Raw genomic sequence first — 24351 nt, forward strand, 5'->3', positions numbered from 1 at the left:
GACGGGCTGAACTGGACTGGGAGAGAACGGGACCCGAACGAGGCGTTACCAAACCGTTGCCACGTCGAGCACGAGAATCTGAGTGAAACCTGGGTAGGTTTTCCGTGGTTGCGCGTCGGGCGCAGCCGCGTGTGGAACACCATGGAGAACACATGACACAGCGACGTATCGCATCCACAGTCATCGGCACCATGACGGTCTTCGGGCTCGTCGTGGCGCCGAGCGCCGTCTCGGCCGAGTCGCCGCCTCAGGGCGACGCCAACCAGCGCCAGGCTCGCTCCGACAACCGTCCGAACCCCCTCGCCGAGCAGCAGAACGAACTGCGCAAGGCTGCCGTCGACGCCCTGCTCAAGGGCGAGGCGACGACGAAGACGGTCAACGGCAAGCGCGTCATCGCCCTCAAGGGCAACGAACACGGCAAGGGCAAGGGCCAGAAGGGTAAGAAGGAGCGCTACGTCCAGTACGACGTCAACCGTGAGGCCAGCATCCTGAGCTTCCTCGTCGAGTTCGGTGACCAGACGAAGCCTGCCGCGGGCGGCGCCGCCGGCCCGCTGCACAACCAGATCGCACAGCCGGACGAGAAGCTCGACGGCGGTGCCACGGACGACAACACGACGCTGTGGAAGGCCGATTTCAACCGCTCCCACTACCTCGACATGATGTTCGGCGTGGGCGAGTCCTTCAAGGACTTCTACGCCAAGCAGTCCAACGGCCGTTTCGCGGTCAAGGGTGACGTGAGCGACTGGGTCAAGGTGCCCTTCAACGAGGCGCGCTACGGCCACAACCCGGTCGAGGGTGATGGCACGAGCGAGGCTGAAGGCTCCTGGTCGTTCATCCGCGACAGTGCCACGGCGTGGGTCGAGGCGCAGAAGAAGGCCGGCAAGACCGACGCCCAGATCAAGGCCTACCTCGCCGACTACGACAAGTGGGACCGCTACGACTACGACGGCGACGGCAACTTCGACGAGCCGGACGGCTACATCGACCACTTCCAGGCCATCCACGCCGGTGAGGGCGAGGAAGCAGGCGGCGGCGCACAGGGCGAGGACGCCATCTGGTCGCACCGCTGGTACGCCTACTCGAACAACGCAGGCAAGACCGGCCCCGCGGAGAACAAGCTCGGCGGTGTGCCCCTGGGTAACACGGGGCTGTGGATCGGTGACTACACCACCGAGCCGGAGAACGGTGGCCTCGGCGTGTTCACCCACGAGTTCGGCCACGACCTGGGCCTGCCGGACCTCTACGACACGACCAACCGCGCGCAGAACGACGTCTCCTACTGGTCGCTCATGAGCGCCGGTTCGTGGCTGGGCGACGGCAAGACCGACATCGGCTCCCGCCCCGGCTACATGGGCCCGTGGGAGAAGCTGCAGCTCGGCTGGCTCGACGCGACGAGCGTCCCGTACGGCAAGAGCCAGAAGGTCGCTGTCGGCCCGAGTGATCGCGACTCGGCCAAGCTTCCGCAGGCGGTCGTCGTCGGCCTTCCCGACAAGACGATCACGACGACGTACAACACGCCGCAGTCCGGCAAGAGCGAGTGGTGGGGCGGCAGCGCCGACAACCTCAACTCGACGTTGACCCGCTCGATCGACCTCTCGGGCAAGAAGTCGGCCACCCTCACCACGGGTGCCTGGTACGAGATCGAGGAGGGCTACGACTTCCTCTACGGGGAGGTCAGCACCGACGGCGGCTCGACGTGGACGCAGGTCGGCAAGGAGGTGACCGGTGAGAACAAGAACTGGTCGCAGCTGTCCTTCGACCTGTCGGCTTACGCGGGTAAGAAGATCGACTTCCGTTTCCGCTACCAGACCGACGGCGGCGTCCACATGGCCGGGCCGTTCCTCGACGACATCAAGGTGGTCGCCGACGGCGCCACGCTGCTGTCGGACGACGTCGAGTCCGGCGACAACGGCTGGGTCGCCAAGGGCTTCTCGCGCACGAGTGGTTCGACGAGCGAGAAGAAGAGCCATTACTACATGGCGGAGAACCGTCAGTACAACGGCTACGACCGCTACCTCAAGACGGGGCCGTACAACTTCGGGTTCCTCTCGACGCAGCCGAACCTCGTCGAGCACTTCGCGTTCCAGACGGGCATGCTCGTCTGGTACGTCGACAACGAGTACGAGGACAACAACGTCTCCACGCACCCCGGCCACGGCCTCGTCCTCCCGGTCGACAGCCACGCCAAGGCGATGAAGTGGTCCGACGGGACGAACGTCTCGAACAAGCTGCAGCCGTGGGACGCGCCGTTCTCGCGTCAGAAGACGCCGTCGCTCACGCTGCACCGCAACGACGTGCCCACCACGTGGGCCGGCCAGCGCGGTGTCGAGACGTTCGACGACCGCAAGGCGACGAACTACTACGACGCGTCCAACCCGACGGGTTCGACCCTGACGGCGGGCAGCGGTGTCACGCTGACGGTCTCGGGTGAGACGAAGGACCGGATGAACATCCACGTGAAGTACTCCAAGTGAACTGAGTCCGGCATGTGAGCGGCCCCGGGGAGTCTCCCCGGGGCCGCTCCGCGTTCGCGGGCCGAGTGAGGCAGGATGAGTTCCATGAACCGACAGCAGGAGTTCGTGCTGCGCACGATCGAAGAACGTGACATCCGATTCGTCCGTCTGTGGTTCACGGATGTGCTCGGCACCCTCAAGTCGGTGGCCGTCGCGCCCGCTGAACTGGAAGGCGCGTTCTCCGAGGGCATCGGCTTCGACGGCTCGTCGATCGACGGGTTCGCCCGCGTCTACGAGGCCGACATGCTCCTTCGCCCCGACGCCTCGACGTTCCAGGTGCTCCCGTGGCGCGGTGAGAACCCCGGTACGGCCCGGATGTTCGCCGACATCCTCCTGCCGAACGGCAGCCCGAGCCTGGCCGATCCGCGTGACGTCCTGCGCCGAGCGCTGACGAAGGCCGGTGACCTCGGCTTCACCTTCTACACCCACCCCGAGATCGAGTTCTATCTCTTCGAGAAAGAACTGCGTCGCGGTCGCCCGGTGCCGGTCGACTCGGCGGGCTTCTTCGACCACGTGCCGCACGGCACGGCCCACGACTTCCGTCGCGCGGCCATCACGATGCTCGAGAACATGGGCATCTCCGTCGAGTTCAGCCACCACGAGGGCGGGCCCGGCCAGAACGAGATCGACCTGCGCTACGCCGACGCCCTCTCGATGGCCGACAACATCCAGACGTTCAAGGCCGTCGTCAAGGAGGTCGCTCTCGAACAGGGCTACTTCGCGAGCTTCATGGCCAAGCCGATGGCGGGGGAGCCCGGTAGCGGCATGCACACCCACCTCTCGCTCTTCGAGGGAGACACGAACGCCTTCCACGAGCCAGGAGCGCCCTACCAGCTCTCGCGCACCGGCCGTCACTTCATCGCGGGACTGCTGCGCTACGCGCCGGAGTTCACCGCCATCACGAACCAGTACGTCAACAGCTACAAGCGCCTGTGGGGCGGCGCCGAGGCGCCCGCGCACATCTGCTGGGGGCACAACAACCGCAGCGCCATGGTGCGCGTGCCCATGTACAAGCCGTCGAAGGGGCAGAGCACCCGCGTCGAGGTGCGTTCGCTCGACGCCGCAGCCAACCCCTACCTCGCGTACTCGGTTCTCCTCGGCGCCGGGCTCAAGGGCATCGAGGACGAGCTCGACCTGCCGCCCGAGGCCGAGGACGACGTGTGGAACCTCACCGAGCGTGAGCGTCACGCCATGGGCATCGAGCCTCTGCCGGCCTCGCTCGACGAAGCGATCCGCACGATGGAGGAGAGCGACTTCGTCGCCGAGGTGCTCGGTGAACACGTCTTCGACTTCGTGCTGCGCAACAAGCGCGCCGAGTGGGCCGCCTACCGCGACCAGGTCACGGAGTTCGAGATCAAGCAGGACCTGCGTCGGCTGTGAACGCCAACGCCGCCCGAGCAGGCTCGTCGCCCTGGCGGCGCGCCGGATTCCTCGACACGACGCGCGCCCAGAGCCTCGCCGCGGAGGTGTCGGACCTGCTCGATCAGGGCTCGCTGTTGGCCACGGTCACGGCGGTAGCCGACCCGGATCAGGCGTTGCTCCTCCTGGCTCGCCTGCGGGAGGTCCTCGACGACGGTGAGCGTGAGGCGCTCGCCGACGCGTTGAGTGACACCGAGGCCCGCGCACGCCTTCTCGGCGTCATGGGTGCGTCGAGCGCGCTGGGTGACCACCTCGTCGCCAAGCCGGACCAGTGGCGTGACGTCGTCGCCGCACAGCGGCGGGATCAGGACACGCTGGCCCGTCTGCTCATCGCGGAGATCGACGGTCGGGACGAGAAGGTCACGGCCTACGACGCCCTGCGCGTCGCCTACCGCCGTCAGCTCGTGCAGATCGCGGCGCTCGACGTCACCGAGATCGCGGTCAACGTCCTGCCTGCCACCGCGGCCTCGCTTGCGGACCTTGCGGGCGCTGCCCTCGAGGCGGGTCTGCACATCGCCACGACGAGGATCGACGGGGCCGATCAGGCGCGTCTGGCCGTCATCGGCATGGGCAAGACCGGCGGTCGCGAGCTCAACTACATCTCCGACGTCGACGTTGTCTTCGTCGCCGAACCAGCCGAGGGTGCTGACGAGGACGTGGCACTGCGGGTGGCCACCGAACTCGCCACCGAGGTGATGCGCGCCTGTTCCGCAAGCACCGGTGAGGGTTCGCTGTGGCAGGTCGACGCGGCACTGCGCCCCGAAGGCAAGCAGGGTCCGCTCGTGCGCACCCTCGAGAGCCACAAGGCGTACTACGAGCGCTGGGCCAAGGGCTGGGAGTTCCAGGCGCTGCTCAAAGCACGGCCTGTCGCGGGCGACGTGGCCCTCGGCGAGGCGTACACCGAGCTCATCCGCCCGATGGTGTGGCAGGCGAGCAAGCGGGAGAACTTCGTCGAGGACGCCCAGGCGATGCGTCGACGCGTCGAGGCGCACGTTCCCTCGCACGAGCAGGAGCGACAGATCAAGCTCGGCCAGGGTGGTCTGCGCGACATCGAGTTCTCCGTGCAGCTGCTCCAGCTCGTGCACGGACGCACCGACGATCGGGTGCGCGCACGCTCGACGCTCGACGCTCTCATGACCTTGAGTTCGTGGGGCTATGTCGGGCGCACGGATGCCGCGGCGCTCGACACGTCCTATCGCCAGTTGCGCGTGCTCGAACACCGCATCCAGCTGAGCAAGATGCGCCGCACGCACCTCATGCCGACGAATGACGCCGACCTGCGTCGTCTCGGTCGCGCCGTGGGCTTCACGAGCGACCCCGCCGAATCGGTGACGCGCCACTGGCGCGATCTGTCGCGTTCCGTGCGCCGCCTGCACGAGAAGCTCTTCTACCGGCCTCTTCTCTCGGCCGTCGCGCGCCTGGACGACGACGATGCGCGCCTGTCCGACGAAGGCGCTCGCGACCGCCTCTCGGCGCTCGGGTACGCGGATCCGGCGGGCGCTCTGCGTCACCTCGAAGCGCTCACCGCGGGCCTCACGCGTCGCGCGCAGATCCAGCGCACCCTCATGCCGGTCATCCTGCAGTGGCTCGCCGACGGCCCGACTCCCGACGCGGGACTTCTGGCCTACCGGCGCATCAGTGACGAGCTGGGCACGTCGCACTGGTACCTCAACACCCTGCGCGAGGGCAGCACCGCCGAACTGTTCGCCGAGGTGCTCTCGCGCTCGCGCTACGTGGCCGACCTTCTCGAACGCGCACCCGAGAGCGTCAAACTGTTCGCGGAGTCCTCTCGCCGCGTGCCGCGCTCACGCACGGCCATCGCCTCGACGATGGCGTCTGTCGTCAGCCGCCAGCAGGACGTCGAGAAGGCGATGCTCGCGGCGCGCTCGGTGCGCCGCAACGAACTCACTCGCGTGGCCATCGCCGACGTGCTCCACGAGATCGACCTCGACGGCGTCTCGGGCGCACTCACCGACATCATGTCCGCCACGCTCCAGGTCGGCCTCGACCTCGCCTGGCGCGAGGTGCTCGGCAGCGAGAAGGAACAGATCACCGACATCGCCGTCATCGGCATGGGCCGTTACGGCGGAGGCGAACTCGGCTACAGCTCGGACGCCGACGTCATCTTCGTCCACCGCCCGCGCGAGGGAGCTGACGCCTCGGCTGCCCAGGACCAGGCGCTCGCCGTCGTCACGCAGTTGCGTCGCCTCGTGCACCTGCCCGGCTCGGACCCGAAGCTCGAGATCGACGCCGACCTGCGCCCTGAAGGCAAGAGCGGGCCGCTCGTGCGCTCCATCGATTCGTACGCGAGCTACTACGAACGCTGGTCGGAGGGTTGGGAGGCCCAGGCGCTGCTGCGGGCCGCCTTCGTCGTCGGTGATCCCTCCCTCGGGCGTGACTTCGAGGCCCTCATCGATCCGCTTCGCTGGCCCGACGGCGGTATCTCGGAGAAGTCCATCCGTCAGATCCGGACGCTCAAGGCGCGCATGGAGGCCGAGCGCATCCCGCGCGGAGCCGACCCTCGCACCCACTTCAAGCTGGGCCGCGGCGGACTCTCCGACGTCGAATGGTGCGTGCAGCTCTACCAGCTCGAGCACGCCCACGACCACGAGGAACTGCGCGGGACGAGCACCGTTTCCACCCTCCGGGCGCTGGCCGAACTCGACCTGCTCGACGAGCACGACGCCGGGGTGCTCGCCGAGGCGTGGATCATGGCCTCGCGCGTGCGCAATGCGTCGGTGCTGTGGCGGGGTCGCCCCGTCGAGTCGTTGCCTTCGGACCTGCGTGACAGCGAGGGCATCGCCACGCTGCTCGGCATGCCGCGCGGGGACGGGCGTGAACTCGGTGAGGAGTACCGAAAGCTCGCACGCCGTGCGCGCCTCGTCGTCGATCGTGTCTTCTACGGCGAGTCCGAGGAGACCAGGCGGGGCCCGAGCTTCCGCCGCTGAGTTTCTGGCACGTGAGACGTGCGCGAGGGCACTTTCGCCGCCCGCCTAGACTGGACGGGTGATTTCTCGCCGTGATCTTCGTGGTTCAGCGCTCAGCGCCCTGGACGCTCGTGGCCTGCGCGATGCGCTGCCGCGCGCCCAGTTCGACATCGAGGCCGCACTCGAGGTGGTGCGACCGATCTGTGAGCAGGTGCGCCATGACGGCGCCGACGCCCTGCGGGAGCTGGGGGAGCGCTTCGACCGTGTGCGTCCCACGCACCTTCGCGTACCCGCCGAGGTCCTGAAGGCTGCCGAGGAACAGCTCGACCCGGCGGTGCGTGGCGCCCTCGTCGAGGCGATTCGCCGCGTGCGCATCGTCCACGCCGACCAGGCCCGAACCGACGTCACGACGACCGTCTCCGAGGGCGGCACCGTCACAGAACGCTGGATCCCGGTCGAGCGGGTGGGCCTCTACGTGCCCGGCGGACTGGCGGTCTACCCGAGTTCCGTCGTCATGAACGTCGTGCCCGCGCAGGTGGCGAACGTCGGTTCCATCGCCGTTGCGAGCCCGCTCCAGGAGCACAACACGGGCGACTTCGTCGGCTACCCGCACCCCACCATCCTCGCCGCGTGCTCGTTGCTCGGCGTCGACGAGGTCTACGCCGTCGGTGGTGCGCAGGCCGTCGCGATGTTCGCCTACGGCGCGCGCGAGAAGGACGGCGCCACCGTGTGTGAGCCCGTCAACCTCGTCACCGGTCCGGGCAACATCTACGTCGCGGCTGCCAAGCGTCTGCTCAAGGGGCTCATCGGCATCGACGCCGAGGCCGGCCCCACCGAGATCGCCGTCCTCGCCGACGACACGGCCGACGCCGACCACGTGGCCGCCGACCTCATCAGCCAGGCCGAACACGACAACCTCGCTGCGTCGGTTCTCGTCACCGACTCCGAGCGTCTGGCGAGCGACGTCGAGGCTGCTCTCGAGCGCCGCGTCGCCGCGACGAAGCACACCGAGCGCGTGACCACGGCCCTCGGCGGTCCGCAGTCGGCCATCGTGCTCGTCGACGACGTGACAGCCGGTCTGCGCGTCGTCGACGCCTACGGCGCTGAGCACCTCGAGATCCACACGGCGAACAGCCGCGAGGACGCGATGCGGGTGCGCAACGCCGGTGCCATCTTCGTCGGCACCTACTCGCCGGTGAGCCTCGGCGACTACGCCGCCGGCTCCAACCACGTGCTGCCCACGGGCGGCTGTGCCTGCCACTCGAGCGGTCTGTCGGTGCAGTCGTTCCTCAAGGGCGTCCACATCGTCGAGTACTCGCGTGACGCCCTCGCCGAGGTCGCCGACGTCGTCGTCACCCTGGCGAACGCCGAGGACCTTCCAGCCCACGGCGAGGCCGTCACGGCGCGCTTCGAGCAGGACGTGGAAGGGCGCGCATGAGCGAGCAGTCCCTCGAATCGCTGCTGCGCCCCGAACTGCAGGGGAAGAGCCCGTACGGCGCTCCGCAGCTCGACGTGCCCGTCGCGCTCAACACGAACGAGTCGTCCTACGACGTACCCGAGAGCGTTGTCGCGAGCATCGTCGAGCGTGTCGAGAAGGCCGCCGGCGGGCTCAACCGCTACCCGGACCGCGAGTTCACCGAGCTGCGTGCCGCCCTCGCCGAGTACCTGGCACGCGTCACCGGTGTTCGCCTTCCGATCGAGCAGATCTGGGCCGCGAACGGCTCCAACGAGGTGCTCAGCCACATCGTGCAGGCCTTCGGGGGCCCGGGGCGCACGGCGCTCGGTTTCACGCCGAGCTACTCGATGCACCCCATCATCAGCCGAGGCGCGGGAACGACGTGGATCGACGGTCTGCGCGATCGCCACGAGGGTGTCTACGACCTCGACGCCGACCTCGCCGTCGAGCAGGTGCGTGAGCACCAGCCGAACGTCGTGTTCGTCTGCACGCCGAACAACCCGACGGGCACCGCCGTGACGAACGACGTCGTCGAGGCGATCTACGATGCCACCGACCACGCCGTTGTCATCGTCGACGAGGCCTACGTCGAGTTCGCACGCCCCGGAACGGCCAGCGCTGTCGAGCTCCTCGACGGCCGCCCGCGCCTCGTCGTCAGCCGCACGATGAGCAAGGCCTTCGCGTTCGCCGGCGCCCGCGTCGGCTACCTCGCCGCCTCGCAGGAGTTCTGCGACGCGATGCGTCTCGTGCGCCTGCCCTACCACCTGTCGTCGGTGACGCAGGCCGTCGCGCTCGCCGCGCTCGACCACGCCGACGAGATGCTGGGCATGGTGGACGCGATCAAGCACGAACGCGACCGCATCGTGGCGACGTGCACCGAGCTGGGTTTCACCCCCACGCCGAGCGACGCCAACTTCGTCCTCGTGGGCGGCTTCGCCGACGAGAAGCAGACCTGGCAGGCGCTGCTCGATCGCGGCATCCTCGTGCGTGACGTCGGCATCTCCCATCACCTGCGCATCACGGCCGGCACGCCGCGCGAGACCGACGCCGTGCTCGCCGCCCTCACCGACCTCGCTCCGACCCACAAGGGATGACATGAACGACCAGAACGTGACCGCCGACGGGTTCGACGTACCCGAGGTCCCTGCAGACCACCGCACCGCCTTCATCGAGCGCACGACGAAGGAGGCGAGCATCCGCCTGTGGCTCGACCTCGACGGCACCGGCACGTCCGACGTACGCACAGGCGTGCGCTTCTACGACCACATGCTCGACTCGCTGAGCAAGCACAGCCTCATCGATCTGCGTATCCGCGCCACGGGCGACCTCGACGTCGACGCACACCACACGGTGGAGGACACCGCCATCGTGTTGGGTCAGGCCCTGCGCGAAGCGCTCGGCGACAAGGCGGGCATCTCCCGGTTCGGCGACGCCATGGTGCCGCTGGACGAGGCGCTCGTCCAGGCCGTCGTCGACGTCGCGGGGCGCCCCTACGTCGTGCACACCGGTGAGCCCGAGGGGCAGATTTACGCCGTCATCGGTGGCAACTACATCGGTTCGCTCACGCAGCACGTCATCGAGTCGCTCGGTTACAACGCGGGCATCGCGCTGCACGTCAACGTCATCTCCGGGCGCGACCCTCACCACATCGTCGAGGCCCAGTTCAAGGCCATCGCCCGTGCACTGCGTGCGGCCGTCGCCAAGGATCCCCGCGTTCAGGGCATCCCGAGCGCGAAGGGCGCTCTGTGATCTGATGCCCAAGGTCGCCCAGAACACCGGCTTCACCGCAGCCGTCGACGCCGTCGTCGTCGTGCACGGTGAGGTCTCGCGCGTTACCTCGTGGGTCGAGCGAGGCACGGTTCCTGCCTACGTCATCGACATCGACGGGCCGTGGTGCGCTGTCGTCCCGGCCGGACCTGGACACGCACAGGCTCCGTACGACGACCCTGCGCAGATGATCGCGGCGCGCCCGGTGCCGATGGCGCTGCGTCCGTCGCTCGCCTTCGTCCCCACCGAGAAGCAGGCGATCACCGTCGTCCAGCCGCGCGCGTGGCGTTCACTGCCGCGGTGGTTTGTCGTGCAGCAGGGCATCGGCCCGGTGCGGGCAGCCTTGCCGCAGGCCTCCCTCGGCGACCTGCTCTCGGCCGGTCACGACGCCCACCCCGAAGCGCTCGAGCGTGTGCTGGCCCAGCCGGACGCAGCACCGGCCGACCTTCTGCGCGGCATCATGGCTGCGCTTGGCGTGAACGCCGGGCACCTGCTCGGCCTCGCGCGAACGGCGAAGATCGACGCCGTCCTCGTCGAGCCCACCGCGAAGGCCGTTCGCCGCTTCGACAAGCACGTCACGGACGAGCGCGAGGAGCGCGCCGAGATCGAAGGCCGCGTCAACGCGGGGGAGAAGTCATGAAGCGCGTCGTCGTCCTCGACTACGGCAGCGGCAACATCCGCTCTGCCGTGCGCATGCTCGAACGGATCGGAGCGAACGTCGAACTGACGGCCGACCCGAAGCTCGTCGCGGCAGCCGACGGCCTGTTCGTGCCCGGTGTGGGCAACTTCCACGCCTGCATGGCGGGATTGGAGGCGGCCGGCGGGCGCCGACTCATTGACGATCGTCTCGCGGCCGGTGCGCCGGTGCTCGGCGTCTGTGTCGGCATGCAGGTGATGTTCGACGGCTCGAGCGAACCCTCCACGTCCCCGCAGCCCGGCCTCGGGCGATGGCCCGGTCAGGTCGAGCGTCTCGCGGCCCCCGTCGTCCCGCACATGGGATGGTCGCGCGTCGAGCCGCCGGTCACGACGACGCTCTTCGCGGGCATCGAGGGGGAGCGCTTCTACTTCGTCCACTCCTTCGCTGCCTCGGCTCAGCTCGGCGAGGGCCGAGAGGCGACCTACGCCGCGCACGGCGAACGCTTCGTGGCCGCCATCGAAGACGGGGTTCTCGCCGCGACTCAGTTCCACCCCGAGAAGTCCGGCGACGCCGGCGCTCACCTGCTGACCAACTGGCTTCGCAGCCTGTAATCGACCGAAAGGTTCGTCATGTCGACCAGCCCCCGCCTCGAACTCCTGCCCGCCGTCGACGTCTCGGAGGGCCAGGCCGTCCAGCTCGTCCAGGGCGTCTCCGGCACCGGCGGCCAGTTCGGTGACCCGATCGCCGCTGCAAAGGCTTGGCAGGAGGCCGGTGCCGAGTGGCTCCACCTCGTCGACCTCGACGCTGCGTTCGGACGCGGGACGAACCGTGAACTCCTCGCGCGCATCGTCGGTGAGCTCGACATCAAGGTGGAGATGAGCGGCGGCATCCGCGACGCGGAGTCGCTCGAGGCAGCGCTCGCCACGGGCTGTCGCCGCGTGAACCTCGGCACGGCTGCCCTCGAGAACCCCGAGTGGACGGCTGCCGCCATCGCCGAACACGGCGACCGCATCGCCGTCGGTCTCGACGTGCGCGGTACGACGCTCGCGGCGCGCGGTTGGACCCGCGAGGGCGGTGACCTGTGGGAGACGCTGGCGCGTCTCGACAGCGAGGGCTGTGCCCGCTACGTCGTCACCGACGTCGCGAAGGACGGCATGCTCGCCGGCCCGAACACGCAGCTCCTGTCCGAGGTCTGCGCCCGCACGGACCGTCCGGTGGTCGCCTCCGGCGGCGTCACGACGCTCGACGACGTGCGCGCCCTGCGCGAGCTCGTGCCCTCCGGCGTCGAAGGCGCCATCATCGGTTCCGCGCTCTACAAGGGCACCATCACGCTCGCCGACGCGCTCGACGCCGCCGGCCGCCCCGAGTGATGAGCGGCGCACACAACCCGAACATCGACCCTGCGGGGGAGTCGGCCGACACCGCCGGCATTCCGTTCACCGGCCGCCAGGTGACGAGCACCGGCTTCGACGACGACACCGGCGCCGCAGACCCTGCCCTGGTCGCAGCATTGGAGAGCGGGAACGAGAGCGACTGGGTGGCCGCACTGGCCGAGTCGCGTCTGCTCGTGCCGATCGTCGCCGCGCCCACCGAGGTCGACGAATCCGGGACGCTCGCGGTGGAGAAGTCCACCGACATGGCCGTCGTGACGCTCACCGCGCCGGACGGAACGAAGGGGCTCCCGGTCTTCTCCAGCCTCGACGACCTCGCGCGCTGGGACCCGAAAGCGCGGCCCTCACCGGTGCGCGCCGCGTTCGCCGCTCAGGCAGCCATATCGGAGCAGTGTGAGGTACTCCTGCTCGACATGGCTTCGTCGCACCGCGTCGTGGTACGCGCGAGCATGCTGTGGTCGCTCGCGCAGCAGCAGGCGTGGCTACCCGCTCACGAGGACCCGTTCGTGGCCAAAGCCGTCGATGCGGCGCTCGTGCCCGAGGGGAACGCGGTTCTCGGCCGCCGGCTCGAGGACGCCGGGGAGGGCGTTCTTCGACTGCGTCTGCAGCTGACTCCCGGTCTGGCCCAGGAAGAGCTGCAGGCTCTCGCAACCCGCGTGGGGGAGCGCCTGGCCGGCGACGGTGAAACCCGAGCCAGGATCGAAGGGCTCGCGTTCGCGTTCACGGCTGAGGAGCTCGAGGTCTGAAACAGCCGCGCCACCACACGAGAGTGGGGCTGCACAACCGATCGGTTGTGCAGCCCCACTGTCATGTCGTGAAGGGCGGGCCCCTCAGCGCCAGTCGTCGTTGACGGGAAAGCCGTAGGCCTCCAAGTGGTGGACGACCCGGTCGATCTCATCGGGTGCCGGAAGATCCTGCGTCACCTTCGTGATGCCGACGCCGACATCGATGCGGTCAGCCGGAACGAGTCCGTCGGCCACGAGACGATCACCGAGCTCGTGGACCTCGTCCTCGCTGAGGCGGCGGCGCATGAGGGCGAGCAACGGCTGAAAGTCTCGCTCGGGTACGCCGGCAGGATAGCTGTGGCGCAGCCACCCCACGATGCGCTCGAGTGCGGGGTTCACGTCGTTCTTACTTCTTCTCGACCAGCGTCGGGTAGATGTGCTCGAAGGAGACCTTCATGCCGAAGCCGGAGCTGACGATGATCGTCAGACCGAGCGCGATGGCAGCACACACGAGAAGGAAGCACACCGCAGCGACCGGCTTTCCCCACGCACGAGGCGTGGAGTCGTCGGTCATCTGGCCCGACGAAGCCGCGAGGCCGCGGATTCCGAAGGCGAAGAGCGCGGGGACGCCGGCGCCGAGCACGACGCCGACGGCCAGAACGTGCCACGCACTGTTGAACGCGAGGGAGAGCGTCTTCATCGGGTACCTGCCTTGGACGTGGAGGACTTGTCCGAGTTCGTCTCGTTGACGACCGGCGGGATGTGCGTAGCAGCGATCTCCTCGGGCTCCCAGGAGTCGTTGACGTTGTTGTGGTCGACGGGGGCCTTGCGCGAGCGCATCCACATGTAGAGCGAGGCGGCGCACAGGATGGCGAAGATGACGATGCCACCGGCGACGCCGCCGATGAGGTCACCGACGTACCACATGAGCGCACCCACGAGTGCGGCCGACGGGAGCGTGATGAGCCAGGCGGCGACCATGCGAACGGCCACGCTCCAGCGCACCTCGGCGCCGCGCTTGCCGATGCCGGTGCCGAGGATGGAACCGGTGGCGACGTGCGTCGTGGAGAGCGCGAAGCCCATGTGGCTCGAGACGAGGATGACGGCCGAACTCGAGGACTCGGCAGCCATGCCCTGGGGGGACTCGATCTCGACGAGGCCCTTGCCGAGGGTGCGGATGATGCGCCAGCCACCGAGGTAGGTGCCGAGCGCGATGGCCAGGGCACAGGACAGCTTGACCCAGAACGGGACCGACTCGGTGTCGGTCCAGGAGCCGTAGCCGATGAGGGCGAGGGTGATGACACCCATCGTCTTCTGGGCGTCGTTCGTGCCGTGTGCCAGGGAGACGAGCGAGGCGCTGAAGATCTGGCCCCAGCGGAAGCCGCGCTCTGCCTCCTTGTGCTGGACCTTCTTCGTGATGGCGTAGATCAACTTCGTGCCGATCGCCGCGACGACGACGGCGATGACGGGCGACAGGAGCGCCGGGGCGATGACCTTGCCGACCACGCCGTCGAGCTTCGTACCGTCACCGACCCACTTGACGCCGCCGAAGCCGATGGCGGCGATCGCGGCACCGATGAGGCCACCGAACAGGGCGTGGCTCGAGCTGCTCGGGATGCCGAGGAGCCACGTGAGGAGGTTCCAGACGATGCCGCCGACGAGGCCCGCGAGGACGATGAGCAACAAAGCCTGGCCGTGATCGGCGAGGAACTCCGGCTTGGGTGAGCCGTCCTTGCTCTGGATCTTGATGACGGCGTTCGTGACGGTGAGCGCGACCTCGACGGAGAGGAACGCTCCGACGAGGTTGAGGATGCCCGAAAGGGCGACGGCCACCTTCGGCTTCAGCGCACCCGTGGCGATGGACGTGGCCATCGCGTTACCGGTGTCGTGGAAGCCGTTGGTGAAATCGAAGGCAAGGGCCGTGACGACGACGAGCCCGAGGAGGATGAGGGAAAGGTCCACGTCTCCCAGTGTGAGGCCGTGACGGCGTTTGTCCATCCCCCATCGCGAGAATTTCGCGCGATGACGGGCAATTCGACAGGTTCGACCGTGCGATGTTCACCTGGAATTCACCTACTGACGCTCGTGCGGGGCGTGGCGCCGCCCGCCGTGGCGTGAAGATCGGTTGACCGTGCGTCCATCTGTGCCCTTCTGCGGCCGAGGGCTGACGCAGAACGGGGCGGCACTCCGTCATGGAGTGCCGCCCCGTGGAGCGCTGCGCGGTGCGCGATCAGAGGTTGATCATGTGCCCCGCGATGCCGTGAACGGCTTCCTTGACAGCCTCGCCGAGCGTCGGGTGCGCGAAGATGTTGCGCGACACCTCGTCGGCCGTCAGGTCCCACTGCTGAGCCAGGTTGAGTACCGGCAGAAGCTCCGTGACGTCCGGGCCGATCATCGCGGCGCCGATCAGTTCGTTGTGCTTGGCGTCCGCGATCACCTTGACGAAGCCGACGGCCTCGCCGAGGCCCATGGCCTTGCCGTTGGCCGTGAAGGGGAACGTTGCCGTCTTGACGTCGTAGCCCTTCTCCTTGGCCTGAGCCTCGGAGTAGCCGAACGAGGCCACCTGCGGCTGGCAGTACGTGGCGCGCGGGATCATGTCGAAGTTGATCTCCATGGTCTCGGCGCCGGCGATCGTCTCCGCGGCGACGATGCCCATCGCCTCGGCCGTGTGGGCGAGCATGAGCTTGGCGGTGACGTCACCGATGGCGTAGACGCCCTCGACGTTCGTGCGGCCGCGGCCGTCGATCGCGATGGCACCGCGGTCGGTGAGCTCGACGCCGAGGTCTTCGAGGCCGTAGCCCTCGGTGCGCGGCTTGAAGCCGAACGCGGAGAGCATCTTGTCGGCTTCGAGTACCTGACTGTCGCCACCCTTCGCGGGGGAGACGGTGACCTTGACGCCGGAGCCGGTGTCCTCGGCCTTCTCGACCTTCGTGCCGGTCATGACCTTGACGCCGAGCTTCTTGTAGTGCTTGAGCAGCTCCTTGGACACGTCGGCGTCCTCGGTGGGCACCATGCGGTCGGCGAACTCGACGATCGTGACGTCGACGCCGAAGTTCTTCATGACGTAGGCGAACTCGACGCCGATGGCGCCCGAACCGCCGATGATGATCGACTTCGGCAGCTCGTCGGTGAGGATCTGCTCCTCGTAGCTGACGATGTTCTCGCTGAGGTCGACGCCCGGCATCGTGCGCACGGTGGCGCCCGTGGCGATGATGAGGTTGTCGTAGGTGACGTCCTCGCTGCCGCCGTCGTTGAGTTCCACCGAGACCGTCTTGTCGGACTTGAGCGTGCCCCAGCCGTCGATCTCGGTGATCTTATTCTTCTTCATGAGGTAGTGGACACCCTTGACGATGCCCGCGGAGACCTGGCGGGAACGCTTGTGCGTCGGGCCGTACTCCATCGAGGCATCACCGGTGATGCCGAACTTGTCCTTCTCGTGCGTGAGCACGTGCGCGAGTTCCGCGTTCTTCAGAAGGGCCTTCGACGGGATACACCCGACGTTGAGGCAGACACCTCCCCAGTACTTCTTCTCGATAACGGCGACGCTCAGCCCGAGCTGGGAGGCGCGGATTGCCGCGACGTACCCACCGGGACCGGCGCCGAGGACGACGACATCAAAGTGCTTAGCCACGAGTGCGAGCCTAAACCCCCGGGGCCGGTTAGCGGGAGTCGACGCCTCTACCGGCCGGTAGAACTTGCCGAGGCGTCCGCGGGTGCGCCGAGCAATGCGCGGGCGAGCTCGGTGTCGACGACGGCCGACGTGACGTAGCCGCCCTTGATCCCGGCGCGCAGCGCCTCCGCTCGAGCCGCTCCGTGGGAGACAGCGACGACCTCGGTGATGAGCCGCAGATCGCGGGGGCTCATGCTGACCAGGCGTGCGCTCAGCCCCGATTCGACCGGTTCGCCGTCGGTGTTGAACAGCGATCCGGCGATCTCCCCGACGACCTCGAGCCGCTCGAGTTCGTCTCGCTCGTCCTCGGTGGCGAGGTCGTACAGCGTGCTCTCGCCTTCGCTCCACCCCCCGATGCCGACGAGGGCGAGCGAGCAGTGACGTGCCTCGTCGAGGGTGCCCGCCACGGCTGTCTGTGCCCGGATGACGCGCGCGGCCTCGGCGTCCGTCGCGACGAGCGGCGCGTAGAACACGCGTGGCTCGCCGCCGGTGAGGCGGGCGGCGTCACGCACGACGTCAACGGGGGAGGCCTCGTGTGCCGGGAGGTCGAGGGCTCCCGACAGCTGGACGATCGGCACCGGAGGCAGTCCTTCGAAGAACGGAACGGTCTGCGCCACCATGCGGCTCCACGGCAGGCCTATGACGTCCGTGGGCTGTGCGATGCGTTGCATGAGGGATGCGGCAGCGCGGCCGAGTTCAGCCAGCTTCTCGCCACCGGCGAGGGCCTCGACGTCGACGACGAGCGCATGACGCAGCCCGAAACGCTCGCGTAGGTCCTGGGACAACTGGTCCTTGACGGCGCCGGGGTCCAGGATCTCGATGCGCACGACTCCACTGTCGCGAGCGGCCTCGAGCAGGCGAGCCACCTTGAACCGGCTGATGCCGAGTTCCTCGGCGATCTGCACCTTGGAGGCGTCGTCGAGGTAATAGCGGCGCGCCGCCTGGACCATGTGCAGCTGAGTCAGCGGCAGGTTCACGTCGACCATGAGGCCTCCTGAGACGAGGGTTGACACTGTGCGTCACATCACACTTTACTCATGTGTGCTCCCTATTGCTCAACTGAGCAGAAATTGGGTGCGACATGAGAAAGAGGTCGTCGTGGGACGACGAAGGGCAGGCGTCGCCATCCTGGCAGCCACAGCACTCGCGGGCAGCGGCCACCGTGCCGATCGGACTCGCCTCGAGCATGCTCACCCTGGCACTCGGTGCCTTCCTCGCCGGCATGTTCTGCGCGCCCACGATGACGGCTTCCGTCGACGCCGTTGCTCGCGTCGTTCCGGAGCGAGTGCGCGGTGAGGCGATGGGCTGGCACGGCTCCTTCCTCACGACGGGCGGCGCGCTGGGCGGACCGATCGCCGGATGGGCCATCGACAGTCACGGCTTCGCCGGCGGTTTCGCCGCCGTGGCGGGCTTGGAGCCCTCATCTGCGTGGCCGGGGTGCTCATCGTCGGTGGACGGCGGGCGCAGCGCTCCCGCAGCGTGCGACGGGCGTCCGCGTGAGTGGGGAAGGGTCCCCTTCGCCGGGTTTGGAGGGCGCTCGCCGGACTGTTACTCTGGGTACTACCAGCCGTACGTGTGGTGCTCTCCCGGAGTGATCCGCGAAAATCACACCACGAACGGTGCGCAAGAGGGACTTCGGTCTCCACCCTCGGTTCTCCTCAGGGAGGCAGGGTCGTGGTCATGGTTCGTACAAGGTTCACCCCGGTGAGCCTGTTCTCGGGGAATACCTGAGAGCGTGCGAAACGTTGAGACGAAGGCTTCTTGCGTAGGCAAGAAGCCTTTTCGCGTTTCTCCGCCTCGGCGGTGGAACGAATCGTCACAACAGTGAAGGAGTCGGCCATCAGCGCTGAGCCACGCATCAACGATCGGATCCGTGTACCCGAGGTCCGGTTGGTTGGCCCCAACGGTGAGCAGGTGGGCATCGTCCGAGTCGAGGACGCGCTGCGCCTCGCGGCGGAAGCGGATCTCGATCTCGTGGAGGTCGCGCCGCAGGCCAAGCCCCCGGTCGCCAAGCTCATGGACTTCGGCAAGTTCAAGTACGAAGCCGCCATGAAGGCCCGCGAGTCTCGCAAGAACCAGGTCAACACGGTCATCAAGGAGATCAAGCTCCGACCGAAGATCGACCAGCACGACTACGACACCAAGAAGGGTCACGTCGTTCGGTTCCTGTCGGCCGGTGACAAGGTCAAGGTCACCATCATGTTCCGCGGTCGCGAGCAGTCGCGCCCGGAGCTCGGTTTCCGACTGCTCCAGAAGCTCGCCGAGGACGTCGCCGAGCTGGCGTTCATCGAGAGCGCGCCGAAGCAGGACGGCCGCAACATGGTCATGGTTCTCGGCCCGACGAAGAAGAAGGCCGAGGCTCGCGCCGAGGACCGTCGTCGTCGCGAGGCTGCGAAGGCGAGCAAGGCTGCTCCCGCGACGCAGGCCGCCGAGACCGAGGCTCCCGCTGCGGAGCCGGCTGCCGACGAGGCAGCCAACTGAAATCGTCCTTCACCCTCGGGTGAAGACCCCCGCGCCGGGAGACCGGTGGCGGGCCGTCAGACAGCCGGCGTGCACGAGCGCGCCGAGTGAGCGAAGGAGTCGGCTATGCCGAAGATGAAGACGCACAGCGGTGCTAAGAAGCGTTTCCGTGTCACCGGTAAGGGCAAGGTCATGCGCCAGCGCGCCCGCCACGTCCACAAGTTCGAAGAGCGCGCCAAGCGTCAGTCGCGTCGCCTCGTGAACGACGTCGTCGTTGCGCCGTCCGACGAGAAGAAGATCAAGAAGCTTCTCGGTAAGTAAGCCGAAGCTTTCCCTCAACCAGCTTTTGCGGCAGGCGCCCGGCGCCGCCGCCCATGAACAAGGAGTACTCACGTGGCACGCGTGAAGCGGGCAGTGAACGCCCAGAAGAAGCGTCGTACCGTTCTCGAGCAGGCCAGCGGCTACCGCGGCCAGCGCTCGCGCCTTTACCGCAAGGCGAAGGAGCAGGTGACGCACAGCCTCGGTTACGCCTACCGTGACCGTCGCGCCAAGAAGGGTGACTTCCGTCGCCTGTGGATCCAGCGCATCAACGCTGCGGCTCGCCTCAACGGCATGACGTACAACCGCTTCATCCAGGGCCTCAAGGCCGCTGGCATCGAGGTCGACCGTCGCATGCTCGCCGAGCTGGCCGTCAACGACGCCCCGGCCTTCGCCGCGCTCGTCGAGATCGCCAAGAAGAACGTCCCGGCCCAGACGCCGGCTGCCTGATCCTCCTAGGCACCTCTTTCGCATCGAACGCCGCTCCACGCCATGATCACGAACACCCGCTCCGATCGGGTCAAGCAGGTCAGGGCACTGGGGCGGCGTTCTGCGCGTGAGAAGGCCGGACTGTTCCTCGTCGAGGGACGCCAGGCCGTGCGCGAACTGATCCGTTTCGCGCCCGAGACGATCCGCGACCTCTACCTCGACGCCGAGGCCACCGAACGTCACCCGGACCTGCGGGAGATGGCGCTTTCCTGGCAGCGCGACGCGGAGCCTGACGAGCGTCGATTCATCCACGACTGCTCTGCCCAGGTGCTCGCCGAGATGTGCGACACCGAGCAGCCGCAGGGGATCATCGCCGTCGCGCGACCCGTCGACCGCACCCTCGACGAGGTGCTCGCCGGTTCGCCGAAGTTCGTCGTGGTCCTCACGAACGTGAGGGACCCCGGTAACGCGGGCACCGTCATCCGCGGCGCCGACGCGACGGGTGCTGACGCCGTCATCGTCAGCGACTCGAGTGTCGACATCTACAACCCCAAGGTCGTGCGCTCGACCGTGGGTTCGCTGTGGCACCTGCCGATCTGTCGCGGTGCCGCCATCGAGGACATCTTCGCCCGCTGCCGCGACGCCGGGCTGACGCTGCACGCCGCGGACGGTGTCGGCACGACGCTGCTTCCGGACGTCGAGCTCTCCACGCCGCACGCGTGGGTCATGGGCAACGAGGCCTGGGGCCTCGAACCCGAAGTCCGCGAGGCCTGCGACGACGTCGTGCGCGTGCCGATCTACGGCGCTGCCGAGTCGCTCAACCTGGCCATGGCGGCCACCGTCTGCCTCTACGCCTCGGCGGGCGCGCAGCACTGACACGGCGCGTCATTCCGGTTTGCGCGCACTCGATAGACTCGGGCCCATGTCTGGCCCCAACACCAACTACGACCCGGTCGAGGTGTCCGCACTGGACCCCGAGGTCGTGGAGTCGAACGTCACCGACGCCCTCAGCGCCATTGCGGCCGCGAACTCGCTCGAGGAGTTGAAGGACGCACGCCTCGCCCACGCCGGCGACAAGTCGCCCCTCGCTCTCGCCAACCGTGAGATCGGTGCGCTGCCGCCGACGGCCAAGGCCGAGGCGGGCAAGCGAGTCGGCCAGGCGCGCGGACGCGTGAGTCAGGCGATCAAGGAGCGTCAGGCCGAGCTCGAGGCAGAGCGCGACGAGCGCATCCTCACCGAGGAGGCCGTCGACGTCACGACGGCGACGACGTTGCGCCGCCCGGTCGGTGGCCGTCACCCCGTCGAGATGATGCAGCAGCTCATGGTCGACCTCATGGTCGGCATGGGCTGGGAGGTGGCCGAGGGCCCCGAGGTCGAGGCCGAGTGGTTCGTCTTCGACGCGCTCAACTTCGACGAGGACCACCCTGCCCGCCAGATGCAGGACACCTACTACCTCGACCCGGCCGACGGTGGGCTAGTCATGCGTACGCACACGTCGCCCGTCCAGGCTCGCTCGATGCTCGAGCGCGGTGTGCCGCTCTACATCGTCGCGCCGGGGAAGGCCTACCGCACGGACGAACTCGACGCCACGCACCTGCCGGTCTTCCACCAGCTCGAGGGCCTCGCCGTCGACAAGGGCATCACGATGGCCCACCTCAAGGGAACGCTCGACCATCTCGCCACGCAGCTGTTCGGCGAAGGCATCACGACGCGTCTGCGTCCCAACTACTTCCCGTTCACCGAGCCGAGCGCCGAGATGGATCTGCGCTGCTTCGTCTGCCGCGGGGAAGACCCGGCCTGTCGCACGTGCGGCGGCACCGGCTGGATCGAGTGGGGTGGCTGCGGCATGGTCAACGAGAACGTCCTGCGCGCCTGCGGCGTCGACCCGAGCGAGTACAGCGGATTCGCGTTCGGCATGGGCGTCGAGCGAGCGCTCATGTTCCGCACCGGCGCATCCGACATGCGCGAGATGATCGAGGGCGACGTGCGCTTCGACGCCCAGTTCGGCTTGGAGGTCTGAGGCAATGCGAGTTCCCATCGAATGGCTGCGTGAGTACGTCGACGTCCCGGCCGGAGCAACAGGTCTCCAGGTGGCGGCCGACCTCGTCAAGATCGGTCTCGAGGAGGAGGCGATCCACGGCGGCGGCATCACCGGCCCGCTCGTCGTCGGGCGCGTTCTGACGAAGGAGCCCGAGGAGCAGAAGAACGGCAAGGTCATCAACTGGTGCTCCGTCGACGTCGGCGACGCCAACGGAACCGGTGAGCCCCAGGGCATCGTGTGCGGCGCGCACAACTTCGACGCCGGCGACACCGTCGTCGTCGTCCTGCCCGGTGCCGTTCTGCCCGGTGGCTTCGCCATCAGCGCCCGCAAGACCTACGGTCACCTCTCGGCCGGCATGATCTGTGCAGCCGACGAACTCGGCCTGCCCGACGACGGTTCGCACGGCATCATCCTGCTCCCGCAGCGTCTCGGCGTCGAGGCGAGCGACCTCACGCCCGGCCAGGACGCCCTGCCGCTGCTGGGTCTCGACCGCGAGACGGTCGAGGTCAACGTCACCCCGGACCGCGGCTACTGCTTCTCCATCCGTGGCGTCGCGCGCGAGTACGGCCACTCGACGGGGGCCCGCTTCACCGACCCGGTGCTCGAACTCAACTCGCGTGCCCCGGAGGCCAACGCCTCGGGTTACCCCGTGCGGGTCGACGACGATGCGCCCCTGCGCGGAAACGTCGGGTGCGACCGCTACGTGGCCCGCATCGTGCGCGGCGTCGACCCGGCGGCGCCCGTGCCGGCCTGGCTGTCCCAGGCCGTGACGGAGGCGGGGATGCGCTCGATCTCCCTGCCCGTCGACATCACGAACTACGTCATGCTGGGTCTCGGCCAGCCGCTGCACGCCTTCGACCTGGCCACGCTCGGTGAGGAAATCGTCGTGCGTCGCGCGCGGGCGGGGGAGAAGATCACGACCCTCGACGACGTGGGGCGCACGCTCTTCGCCGAGGACCTCCTCATCACCGACGGCGGTGAGCGTCCGCTCGCCATCGCCGGCGTCATGGGCGGCGCCGAGAGCGAGGTGAGCGACACGACGAGCGACATCCTCATCGAGGCCGCACACTTCGACCCGGTCAGCATCGCCCGAAGCGCCCGTCGTCACCGACTGAGCAGCGAGGCGTCCAAGCGCTTCGAGCGCGGTGTCGACCCGGCGATCGCCGCCGCGGCAGCGCAGCTGGCCGTCGATCTTCTCGTCGAGTACGGCGGCGGCCGCGTCGACGACGGCGTCACCGACCTCGACACCGTCGTGCCTGCCGCTCCGATCGCGTTCGACCCGCAGCAGCCCACGCGCCTCGTCGGCGTCTCGTACACCGACGACGAGGTGGAGGCGACTCTCACCGCGGTCGGCTGCGTCGTCGAGCGAGTCGAGGGGGCACGGTGGAACGTCACGGCTCCGTCGTGGCGCCCCGACCTCACGACGGGGCCCGACCTCGTCGAGGAGGTTGCCCGCCTGCGCGGTTACGACCAGATCCCGTCGGTCCTGGCTCGCCCCGTCGCCGGGCGCGGCCTCACGGCGTCGCAGCGCTACCGCCGCACCGTGGCCAACGCGCTCGCCGCTCAGGGGCTCTCGGAGATCATCTCGCTGCCCTTCGTCAGCGACGAGTTGCACACGAAGCTGCGCTACGGGGCAGACGACACGCGACGCTCCACCGTCCGCCTGAGCAACCCGTTGTCGGACGAGGCGCCGCTGCTGCGCACCAGCGTCCTGTCGACGATGCTCGAGTCGCTCAAGCGCAACATCGCGCGCGGCTTCAAGGACGTGGGCCTGTTCGAGCTCGGTCTCGTCGTGTCCGGCCCCGCGGGAACGGCGCCGACCGAGCGGGTCGGAGTGCACCCGACGCCCGAGGTGCTCGCCGCCATCCGTGACGCCGTCCCGGCTCAGCCGCGCCACGTCGCCTGGGTGATGACCGGTGACGGTGAACGCAAGGGCTGGTGGGGTGCAGGCCGCTCGAGCGACTGGAGCGACGCCGTCGCCACCGCGCTCGGCATCGGTCGCGTGCTCGGCGTGCAGCTCGAGGTGGCGCAGGCCGACGTGGCCCCGTTCCACCCGGGCCGCTGTGCCCAGATCATGCTGCCTGACGGCAGCGTCATCGGTCACGCGGGTGAGCTTCACCCGAAGGTGCTCACGACCCTCGGCCTCCCGCCGCGCGTGGTGGCCGGCGAACTCGACCTCGACGCCCTCTCGGCGTTCGCCGAGAGGACCGGGGTCGCGGAGCCGATCGCCACGTACCCGCAGGCGCATTCCGACGTCGCGCTCGTCGTCGATTCGGGCGTCACCGCGGCGGTCGTCGAGGACGCACTGCACCGCGGCGGTGGGGAGAACCTCGAGTCGCTGGCGCTGTTCGACATCTACGAGGGCGAGCAGGTCGGCGAGGGCAAGAAGTCGCTCGCCTACCGGCTCTTCTTCCGCTCGCCGGAGCGTACGCTCACGACGGAGGAGGTCAACGTCGCCCGCGATGCGGCCGTCCGTGAGGTCGACAAGGCCGTCGGAGCCAGCCTGCGAGGCGCCTGACCCTGACATGCACCCCTGTGGCCCGCCCATGGGGGTGCATGACTTTTCTCTCTTGTGCATGAGTATGCGTATTCGTGTAG

General features: G+C 68.3%; 22 protein-coding genes. 17 read left to right on the top strand and 5 right to left on the bottom strand.

The window, feature by feature from the left end; translation table 11 throughout:
• Positions 1-152: 152 nt before the first annotated feature.
• The 10 genes from H7F30_RS09480 (at position 153) to H7F30_RS09525 (ending at position 12856) form a co-directional block, all read left to right on the top strand.
• The gene (locus H7F30_RS09480; protein ID WP_187034765.1) at positions 153-2474 is read left to right on the top strand and encodes an immune inhibitor A domain-containing protein; all 2322 of its coding nucleotides are present in this window, start codon (positions 153-155) and stop codon (positions 2472-2474) included.
• Between the two features lie 84 nt (positions 2475-2558).
• A complete protein-coding gene (glnA, locus tag H7F30_RS09485) occupies positions 2559-3893 on the top strand; it encodes a type I glutamate--ammonia ligase (RefSeq protein ID WP_129665424.1) in 1335 nt (444 codons plus the stop codon).
• Complete coding sequence (locus tag H7F30_RS09490) at positions 3890-6880, top strand: bifunctional [glutamine synthetase] adenylyltransferase/[glutamine synthetase]-adenylyl-L-tyrosine phosphorylase (protein WP_187034767.1); 2991 nt, start codon at positions 3890-3892, stop codon at positions 6878-6880. The genes glnA and H7F30_RS09490 overlap by 4 nt, the downstream gene beginning before the upstream one ends.
• A gap of 58 nt (positions 6881-6938) precedes the next feature.
• On the top strand, positions 6939-8297 hold the full coding sequence (gene hisD / locus H7F30_RS09495; RefSeq protein ID WP_187034769.1) for a histidinol dehydrogenase: 1359 nt from the start codon (positions 6939-6941) through the stop codon (positions 8295-8297).
• The gene (locus tag H7F30_RS09500) at positions 8294-9409 is read left to right on the top strand and encodes a histidinol-phosphate transaminase (protein ID WP_047312110.1); all 1116 of its coding nucleotides are present in this window, start codon (positions 8294-8296) and stop codon (positions 9407-9409) included. The genes hisD and H7F30_RS09500 overlap by 4 nt, the downstream gene beginning before the upstream one ends.
• 1 nt (position 9410) lies before the next feature.
• Positions 9411-10064 (top strand): imidazoleglycerol-phosphate dehydratase HisB, encoded by a 654-nt coding sequence (gene hisB, locus H7F30_RS09505; protein WP_047312111.1) that lies wholly within the window; start codon positions 9411-9413, stop codon positions 10062-10064.
• Between the two features lie 4 nt (positions 10065-10068).
• Positions 10069-10722: a hypothetical protein gene (locus H7F30_RS09510; RefSeq protein WP_187034771.1), complete on the top strand. Its 654-nt coding sequence runs from the start codon at positions 10069-10071 to the stop codon at positions 10720-10722.
• Positions 10719-11330, top strand: coding sequence for an imidazole glycerol phosphate synthase subunit HisH (hisH, locus tag H7F30_RS09515; protein WP_047312113.1), 612 nt, complete (start codon positions 10719-10721; stop codon positions 11328-11330). Before H7F30_RS09510 ends, hisH begins: the two co-directional genes overlap by 4 nt.
• Before the next feature lie 18 nt (positions 11331-11348).
• Positions 11349-12089: a bifunctional 1-(5-phosphoribosyl)-5-((5-phosphoribosylamino)methylideneamino)imidazole-4-carboxamide isomerase/phosphoribosylanthranilate isomerase PriA gene (priA, locus tag H7F30_RS09520; protein ID WP_118912595.1), complete on the top strand. Its 741-nt coding sequence runs from the start codon at positions 11349-11351 to the stop codon at positions 12087-12089.
• The gene (locus H7F30_RS09525; protein WP_187034773.1) at positions 12089-12856 is read left to right on the top strand and encodes an SseB family protein; all 768 of its coding nucleotides are present in this window, start codon (positions 12089-12091) and stop codon (positions 12854-12856) included. The genes priA and H7F30_RS09525 overlap by 1 nt, the downstream gene beginning before the upstream one ends.
• A gap of 84 nt (positions 12857-12940) precedes the next feature.
• Here the strand turns inward: H7F30_RS09525 and H7F30_RS09530 are convergent, their stop codons facing one another.
• From H7F30_RS09530 to H7F30_RS09550, 5 genes are all read right to left on the bottom strand, one after another.
• Complete coding sequence (locus H7F30_RS09530; RefSeq protein WP_047312116.1) at positions 12941-13234, bottom strand: DUF3349 domain-containing protein; 294 nt, start codon at positions 13232-13234, stop codon at positions 12941-12943.
• Between the two features lie 7 nt (positions 13235-13241).
• On the bottom strand, positions 13242-13535 hold the full coding sequence (locus H7F30_RS09535; protein WP_187034775.1) for a hypothetical protein: 294 nt from the start codon (positions 13533-13535) through the stop codon (positions 13242-13244).
• A complete protein-coding gene (locus tag H7F30_RS09540; RefSeq protein WP_187034777.1) occupies positions 13532-14797 on the bottom strand; it encodes an inorganic phosphate transporter in 1266 nt (421 codons plus the stop codon). The genes H7F30_RS09535 and H7F30_RS09540 overlap by 4 nt, the downstream gene beginning before the upstream one ends.
• 268 nt (positions 14798-15065) lie before the next feature.
• The gene (gene lpdA / locus H7F30_RS09545) at positions 15066-16466 is read right to left on the bottom strand and encodes a dihydrolipoyl dehydrogenase (protein ID WP_129665440.1); all 1401 of its coding nucleotides are present in this window, start codon (positions 16464-16466) and stop codon (positions 15066-15068) included.
• Positions 16467-16513: 47 nt separating this feature from the next.
• Positions 16514-17491 (bottom strand): sugar-binding transcriptional regulator, encoded by a 978-nt coding sequence (locus tag H7F30_RS09550; RefSeq protein WP_047312120.1) that lies wholly within the window; start codon positions 17489-17491, stop codon positions 16514-16516.
• 236 nt (positions 17492-17727) lie between these two features.
• Here H7F30_RS09550 and H7F30_RS09555 point away from each other — a divergent pair, with 236 nt between their 5' ends.
• The 7 genes from H7F30_RS09555 to pheT all read left to right on the top strand — a co-directional run bounded on the left by H7F30_RS09555 (position 17728) and on the right by pheT (position 24271).
• Positions 17728-18213: a hypothetical protein gene (locus H7F30_RS09555; RefSeq protein ID WP_370563189.1), complete on the top strand. Its 486-nt coding sequence runs from the start codon at positions 17728-17730 to the stop codon at positions 18211-18213.
• Between the two features lie 116 nt (positions 18214-18329).
• Entirely contained in the window at positions 18330-18986 is a 657-nt protein-coding gene (gene infC / locus H7F30_RS09560) for a translation initiation factor IF-3 (protein ID WP_047312122.1), read from the top strand.
• A 105-nt stretch (positions 18987-19091) separates the two neighbouring features.
• Entirely contained in the window at positions 19092-19286 is a 195-nt protein-coding gene (gene rpmI, locus H7F30_RS09565; protein WP_047312123.1) for a 50S ribosomal protein L35, read from the top strand.
• A 72-nt stretch (positions 19287-19358) separates the two neighbouring features.
• Entirely contained in the window at positions 19359-19733 is a 375-nt protein-coding gene (gene rplT / locus H7F30_RS09570) for a 50S ribosomal protein L20 (RefSeq protein ID WP_047312124.1), read from the top strand.
• 42 nt (positions 19734-19775) lie between these two features.
• Positions 19776-20588, top strand: coding sequence for an RNA methyltransferase (locus H7F30_RS09575; protein WP_187034779.1), 813 nt, complete (start codon positions 19776-19778; stop codon positions 20586-20588).
• Positions 20589-20634: 46 nt separating this feature from the next.
• Positions 20635-21732 (top strand): phenylalanine--tRNA ligase subunit alpha, encoded by a 1098-nt coding sequence (gene pheS / locus H7F30_RS09580; protein WP_187034781.1) that lies wholly within the window; start codon positions 20635-20637, stop codon positions 21730-21732.
• 4 nt (positions 21733-21736) lie between these two features.
• Positions 21737-24271, top strand: a complete 2535-nt coding sequence (pheT, locus tag H7F30_RS09585; RefSeq protein ID WP_187034783.1) for a phenylalanine--tRNA ligase subunit beta — start codon at positions 21737-21739, stop codon at positions 24269-24271.
• Positions 24272-24351: the final 80 nt, after the last annotated feature.

Origin of the sequence: Dermacoccus sp. PAMC28757 (assembly GCF_014302635.1) — a bacterium.
GTDB classification, from domain to species: domain Bacteria; phylum Actinomycetota; class Actinomycetes; order Actinomycetales; family Dermatophilaceae; genus Dermacoccus; species Dermacoccus abyssi.